The sequence below is a fragment of the Amaricoccus sp. genome (assembly GCF_036846665.1).
Classification (GTDB): Bacteria; Pseudomonadota; Alphaproteobacteria; order Rhodobacterales; family Rhodobacteraceae; genus Amaricoccus.
This window is the reverse complement of record NZ_DAIUBO010000257.1, coordinates 1-4,978: the sequence shown is the minus strand read 5'-3', so window position 1 is coordinate 4,978 and position 4,978 is coordinate 1. Positions and strand designations below refer to the sequence as shown.

Annotated in this window: 6 protein-coding genes; 4 read left to right on the top strand and 2 right to left on the bottom strand. The window is 70.0% G+C overall.

From position 1 onward, the window contains the following. Positions 1–277: 277 nt before the first annotated feature. Together V7050_RS18045 and V7050_RS18040 are read left to right on the top strand one after the other, a co-directional pair. A complete protein-coding gene (locus tag V7050_RS18045; RefSeq protein ID WP_324365286.1) occupies positions 278–553 on the top strand; it encodes an HlyU family transcriptional regulator in 276 nt (91 codons plus the stop codon). An 81-nt stretch (positions 554–634) separates the two neighbouring features. Then, positions 635–1,054: a secondary thiamine-phosphate synthase enzyme YjbQ gene (locus V7050_RS18040; protein WP_324365285.1), complete on the top strand. Its 420-nt coding sequence runs from the start codon at positions 635–637 to the stop codon at positions 1,052–1,054. 165 nt (positions 1,055–1,219) lie between these two features. Here the strand turns inward: V7050_RS18040 and V7050_RS18035 are convergent, their stop codons facing one another. Continuing rightward, positions 1,220–1,393, bottom strand: a complete 174-nt coding sequence (locus V7050_RS18035) for a hypothetical protein (protein ID WP_324365284.1) — start codon at positions 1,391–1,393, stop codon at positions 1,220–1,222. 241 nt (positions 1,394–1,634) lie between these two features. On the opposite strand from V7050_RS18035, the gene V7050_RS18030 reads away from it, so the two are divergent. Further along, complete coding sequence (locus tag V7050_RS18030; RefSeq protein WP_324365283.1) at positions 1,635–3,095, top strand: S1C family serine protease; 1,461 nt, start codon at positions 1,635–1,637, stop codon at positions 3,093–3,095. On the opposite strand, the gene V7050_RS18025 is transcribed toward V7050_RS18030, so the two are convergent. Next, entirely contained in the window at positions 3,042–3,881 is an 840-nt protein-coding gene (locus V7050_RS18025) for a gamma-glutamyl-gamma-aminobutyrate hydrolase family protein (protein WP_324365282.1), read from the bottom strand. The two genes, V7050_RS18030 and V7050_RS18025, sit on opposite strands and share 54 nt — an antisense overlap. Before the next feature lie 136 nt (positions 3,882–4,017). Between V7050_RS18025 and V7050_RS18020 the strand changes: the two genes are divergently transcribed. Beyond that, positions 4,018–4,978, top strand: a 961-nt coding sequence (locus V7050_RS18020) for a M1 family aminopeptidase (protein WP_324410959.1), incomplete at its 3' end; no start/stop codon positions are given.

Here is a 4,978-nt window from a genome sequence, read left to right as displayed (position 1 = left end):
GCCGAGTGAATCACGGTTCGACGAAAACTGACAGGTAAATGCGGGTGCCCAGCTTGCGGGCGGAATCGACTGGACCGGGCTTCCTCTCATGGCGCGTGACGCGGGCGTGCATGAGCGCCTCCCCCTGCCGGCGTTTCTGCATCGTCCCTGCGGGACCCGTCAGCCGACCATGATACCGGCCACGATTCACCCGACCCCTTTCCCCGCCGCCGCCGGATGCCCTATGATCCGCCCCGCGCCTCAGGCCGCCCGAAACACCTCAGCCGGAGTCGAACCGATGTCCCTCCTCTCGCGCCTCTTCGGCGGTTCCTCGGCCCCGAAGCCCGAACCCAAGCCGGAGATCTACAAGGATTTCAGGATTTACGCGGATCCGGCGAAGGAGGGCAGCCGGTTCCGCATCACCGCCCGGATCGAGAAGGAGATCGCGGGCGCGCTCAAGGCCCACACAATGATCCGCGCCGACACCTTCGAATCCGCGGAACTCGCGCAGGAGATGACGCTGCGCAAGGCCAAGCTGCTGATCGACGAGCGCGGCGACAAGCTCTTCGAGTGACCGGGCGCGACGAGACCCTGACGCCTGGCCTCGCGGGCCGCGGCCGGCCGCACCCCCTGCCCCGTCCCGAGGATCCGCCCCATGCCGCAGACGAGCTTCACGATCGCGACCCGGGGCCCGGGCTTCACCGAGATCACCGCCGAGGTCGCGCGCTGGGTCGGCGGCAGCGGCGTCGCGGAGGGGCTGCTCACCCTCTTCCTGCGCCATACCTCCTGCTCGCTGCTGATCCAGGAGAATGCGGACCCTTCCGTGCGGGACGACCTGGAAACCTTCTTCCGCCGCCTGATCCCGCCCGCCGACGCGCCCGCGAGCCGCTGGATCACCCACCGCTCCGAAGGCCCCGACGACATGCCCGCCCATCTCCGGGCCGCCCTCCTGCCGGTGTGCCAGAGCATCCCGGTCGCGGATGGCCGCATGGCGCTCGGCACCTGGCAGGGCATCTATCTCTTCGAGCACCGCAGCGCCCCGCACCGGAGGCAGATCGTGGCGCATCTGGCCTGACCGGCCCGCGCCGCTGGCTCTCTTTCCAGGCGGGGGCCATCGGAATGATTCGGCGGATGCCGGGACCGCCTGAGGACAGACGGCGCCGGACGTCAAAAAGGGTGCGGGACGTCGAGGCCCCGCACCCGGTCACGATTTACAACCTACAATCCGTCGGAGCGGCGATCAGGCCGCTCGAACTTCCTCGCCGCCCAGATCCAGCCAGGGCGCGATCGCCCGGGTGATGCGCACGGCCATGGCCTCGATCTCGGTCGCCGGCAGATCGGCGAATTGCACGAAGCTGCCGAGCTCCTCTTCGATCGTCTCGCGGACCTTCTCGGCCCTATCCTGTCTCATCATGCCTGTCTCCTTGAACGCCCTCACTCCCGGGCGCTTCGAGAGGCAAAGATAGAATGCTGCACCGCAACATCAACCCCCATTTCGCGCGACCGGCAGTTTGCCGCCGCGGCTGTTGCATGTCTGCCCGCGCGCGCCGGATCGCATCCCGGACCGCGCCCCGTGGCGTTTATCATAACTCTTCATAAGATTTTGGGGATCGGAGCGGCGGTGCTAGCCTCGCAGCGGGGAACGGGGTGCGGCGATGCGGAAGATCCATCCATTGTTTGCGGCGGCGGCCTGCGCGCTCGCCGCGGTCGGGGCTGCGCCGGCCGGGGCCGGGGAGGCGCTCTACGCCGGCTTCGACCCCGCCGCGCTCTCGGGCTCCGACCTGCGGTTTCTCGAAGCGGCGCTGGCGGCGGCGGGGGATCTCTCGGCGGCCCCGGACGAGGTCTGGGACCGCGTCAGCGACGGCGCGCTGGCCGGCTATGCCGCGCGGGAATTCGAGGATCGCCCGCGCAACCTGCATGCGGCGGCGCTCGCCATCGCCCTGCTCGCCCGGATCGAGGACCAGGACTGGCGCCTCGGCTTCGACGCCGATCTCGGCCTGTCGATGGCGCTTCCCGAGGCCCTGCTCGACGCCCCCGAGGCCGAGGACGGCGGCACGCGCCGCTGGAGCACGCAAGGGTCGCTGACCGTCCTGACGCATCGCTTCTCCGACGAGGGCGCCTTGGACTGGCACGCCGCGGCCGAGACGACGAATGCCGCGCCGGCCGCGCTCGAGACCTATCGCGATGCCGATACCCTGATCACCCGCGGCAAGCTCGAAGACGGCCGGGCGTTCCATACCCGCTCCGACCGCATCCAGGGACAATGGTCGACGGTCTTTCTCGCCGCCGGCCCGGAATCCCTCGCGGAACTCGACCTGATCGCCGCCAGCATCGCGCCCGGCGCGGCCAAGGACTGGCACTTGTCCCGGGACGGGGCGCTCGCCGGCCTCCTGACGGAAACCCTCGCCCTGCTCGAGGCGATGGACCGCGGCCTGCCGGGGCTCATGCCCGCCTCCGCGCAGCTCCTGCCCGGTGCGATCAGCCTTCCCGAAGCCGGGCCGGCGGCCCAGGGCACCGGGACGGGATTCTATGTCGGCGCCCGCATCCTCGTCACGGCGGACCATGTCGTCGGCCAATGCGACCGGGTCGCCCTGGCGGACGGGACCGAACTCCTGCCGCTCGGCGCCGATGCCGAGCTCGACGTGGCGGCCTTCGCGAGCCCGGTCCCCGCTCCCGCCTGGCTCGCGCTGGCCCCGGAGGCCAAGGCGCGGCTCGGCCAGCGCGTGCTCGCCGCCGGCTTCCCCTATTACAGCATCGTCGGCACCTCGCTGAACCTGACCGGCGGCAATGTCAGCGCGCTCGCGGGTGTCAACGACGATGCGCGCTTCTTCAGCTTCACCGCTCCGGTCCAGCCGGGCAACAGCGGCGGGCCGCTGATCGACGCCGCGGGCCAGGTCACCGGGCTCGTGGTGTCCCGGCTCTCGGAGCAATTCATCGTCGAGGAGACCGGCTCGCTGCCGCAGAACGTGAATTATGCGCTCAATGTGTCTGAACTGAAAGGGTTTCTCTCGTCCATCGGCGTTGCGCACAGCCAGGGCGGGCTCGCGGGATTCGACCCCGATTCAGGCGCCCCGAAGGGGTTCGACCGCGCCGTGGTGCCCGTGCTCTGCCTCTGAACCGCTCCCCGGCGCCGGGCGCCGGCGCCACGCCGACCCGCCGGCGACACGGGCGCCGACCGCCGCACCGAAGGCCTGGAAGAGCGACCGCGAGACCGGATCCTCCGCCGCGCGCCATTCCGGGTGCCATTGCACTGCCATGGCGAAGCCCGGCGCCTCCTCGATCACGATCGCCTCGGGCGTGGCATCGGGCGCCCAGCCCTCGATGACCACGCGCGCGCCCGGCTCGAGGATGCCCTGGCCGTGCAGCGAATTGACCATGACCTCGCTCGCGCCGAGCAGCCGGTGGAACTGACCGCCCGGCTCGAGCCGCACCACGTGGCGCAGCTCGAACTTCTCCTCCAGCGTGCCGTCCGGTGGCATCCGGTGGTTCTGCCGCCCGGGGATCTCGCGGATCTCGGGATGCAGCGTGCCGCCGAAGGCCACGTTGAATTCCTGGAAGCCGCGGCAGATGCCGAAGACCGGCACGGCGCGCGCGACGCATTCGCGGATCAGCGGCAGGGTCACCGCATCGCGATCCGGATCGAAGGTGCCGTGCCGCTCCGTGGCTTCGTGCCCGTAATGGCTCGGATGCACGTTCGGCCGCCCGCCGGTGAAGACGAACCCGTCGCAGGCGTCGATCAGATCGGCGATCGAGCCCACCGCCGGCAGCGCCGGAACCATCAGCGGCAGCGCCCCGGTGACCTGCGCCACCGCCTCGATATTGGATACGCCGACCGCCTGGACGGGATATTCGCCGTCGATCAGATGCGCATTGCCGATGATGCCGATGACGGGCCGTGCCATGCCTGCAAGTCTATGCCTCGCCGGGTAAATGACAAGTTGATTCAGGGTGCAAACTGCCCATGCGATCGCCCGGCCCTTGACCGGTTTCGCCGCCGCATGGGACCTTGCGCCGCCGAGTCAACCGGAGAGAGCTGCGATGTCCCGCGTCGAGGCCGAAACGCCGAAGGTCCGCCTGTCGGATTATGCGCCGCCGGATTTCCTCGTGGACCGGGTCGCGCTGCGCTTCCGGCTCGATCCGGGGGCGACCCGCGTGACGGCGCGCATCGCCTTCCGGCCGAACCCCGACCGCCGCGAGGCCCCGGCCCCGCGCGACCTCCGGCTCGACGGCCGCAACCTCGTCCTCCACGCCGCCCGGATCGACGGCGCGGCCCTTCCGCCGGAGGCGCTCCGCCAGGGGCCCGAGGGACTCACCGTCGCCGCCGCCTGGCTGCCGGAGGGGGGTTTCGTCTGGGAGGCGGAAACCGAGATCGCCCCGGAGGCCAATTCCGCGCTCGAAGGGCTCTACATCTCGCGCGGCATGTATTGCACGCAATGCGAGGCCCAGGGCTTTCGCAAGATCACCTTCTACCCCGACCGGCCGGACGTCATGGCGCCGTTCCGGGTCCGGATCGAGGGTGACGCGCCGGTCCTGCTCTCGAACGGCAACCTGCTCGGACAGGGACCGGGCTGGGCCGAATGGGAGGATCCCTTCCCCAAGCCCAGCTATCTCTTCGCGCTGGTGGCGGGCGACCTCAGGGCCGTGGAGGACCGCTTCACGACCCGCTCCGGCCGCGACGTGCTGCTGCAGATCTGGGTGCGCCCCGGCGACGAGCCGCGCTGCGGCTACGCCATGGACGCGCTCAAGCGCGCGATGGCCTGGGACGAGACCGAATACGGCCGGGAATACGACCTCGACCGCTTCATGATCGTCGTGGTCGACGATTTCAACGCCGGGGCGATGGAGAACAAGGGCCTCAACGTCTTCAACTCGCGATACGTCCTGGCGAGCCCGGACACCGCCACCGACAGCGACTACAAGTCGATCGAGGCGATCGTGGCCCATGAGTATTTCCACAACTGGACCGGCAACCGCATCACCTGCCGCGACTGGTTCCAGC

What these genes read in the sequence shown, in the direction of transcription:
- V7050_RS18045 (WP_324365286.1), top strand. Translation starts at nt 278, where the DNA reads ATGTCCCTCCTCTCGCGCCTCTTCGGCGGTTCCTCGGCCCCGAAGCCC.
- V7050_RS18040 (WP_324365285.1), top strand. Translation starts at nt 635, where the DNA reads ATGCCGCAGACGAGCTTCACGATCGCGACCCGGGGCCCGGGCTTCACC.
- V7050_RS18035 (WP_324365284.1), bottom strand. Translation starts at nt 1,393, where the DNA reads ATGATGAGACAGGATAGGGCCGAGAAGGTCCGCGAGACGATCGAAGAG.
- V7050_RS18030 (WP_324365283.1), top strand. Translation starts at nt 1,635, where the DNA reads ATGCGGAAGATCCATCCATTGTTTGCGGCGGCGGCCTGCGCGCTCGCC.
- V7050_RS18025 (WP_324365282.1), bottom strand. Translation starts at nt 3,881, where the DNA reads ATGGCACGGCCCGTCATCGGCATCATCGGCAATGCGCATCTGATCGAC.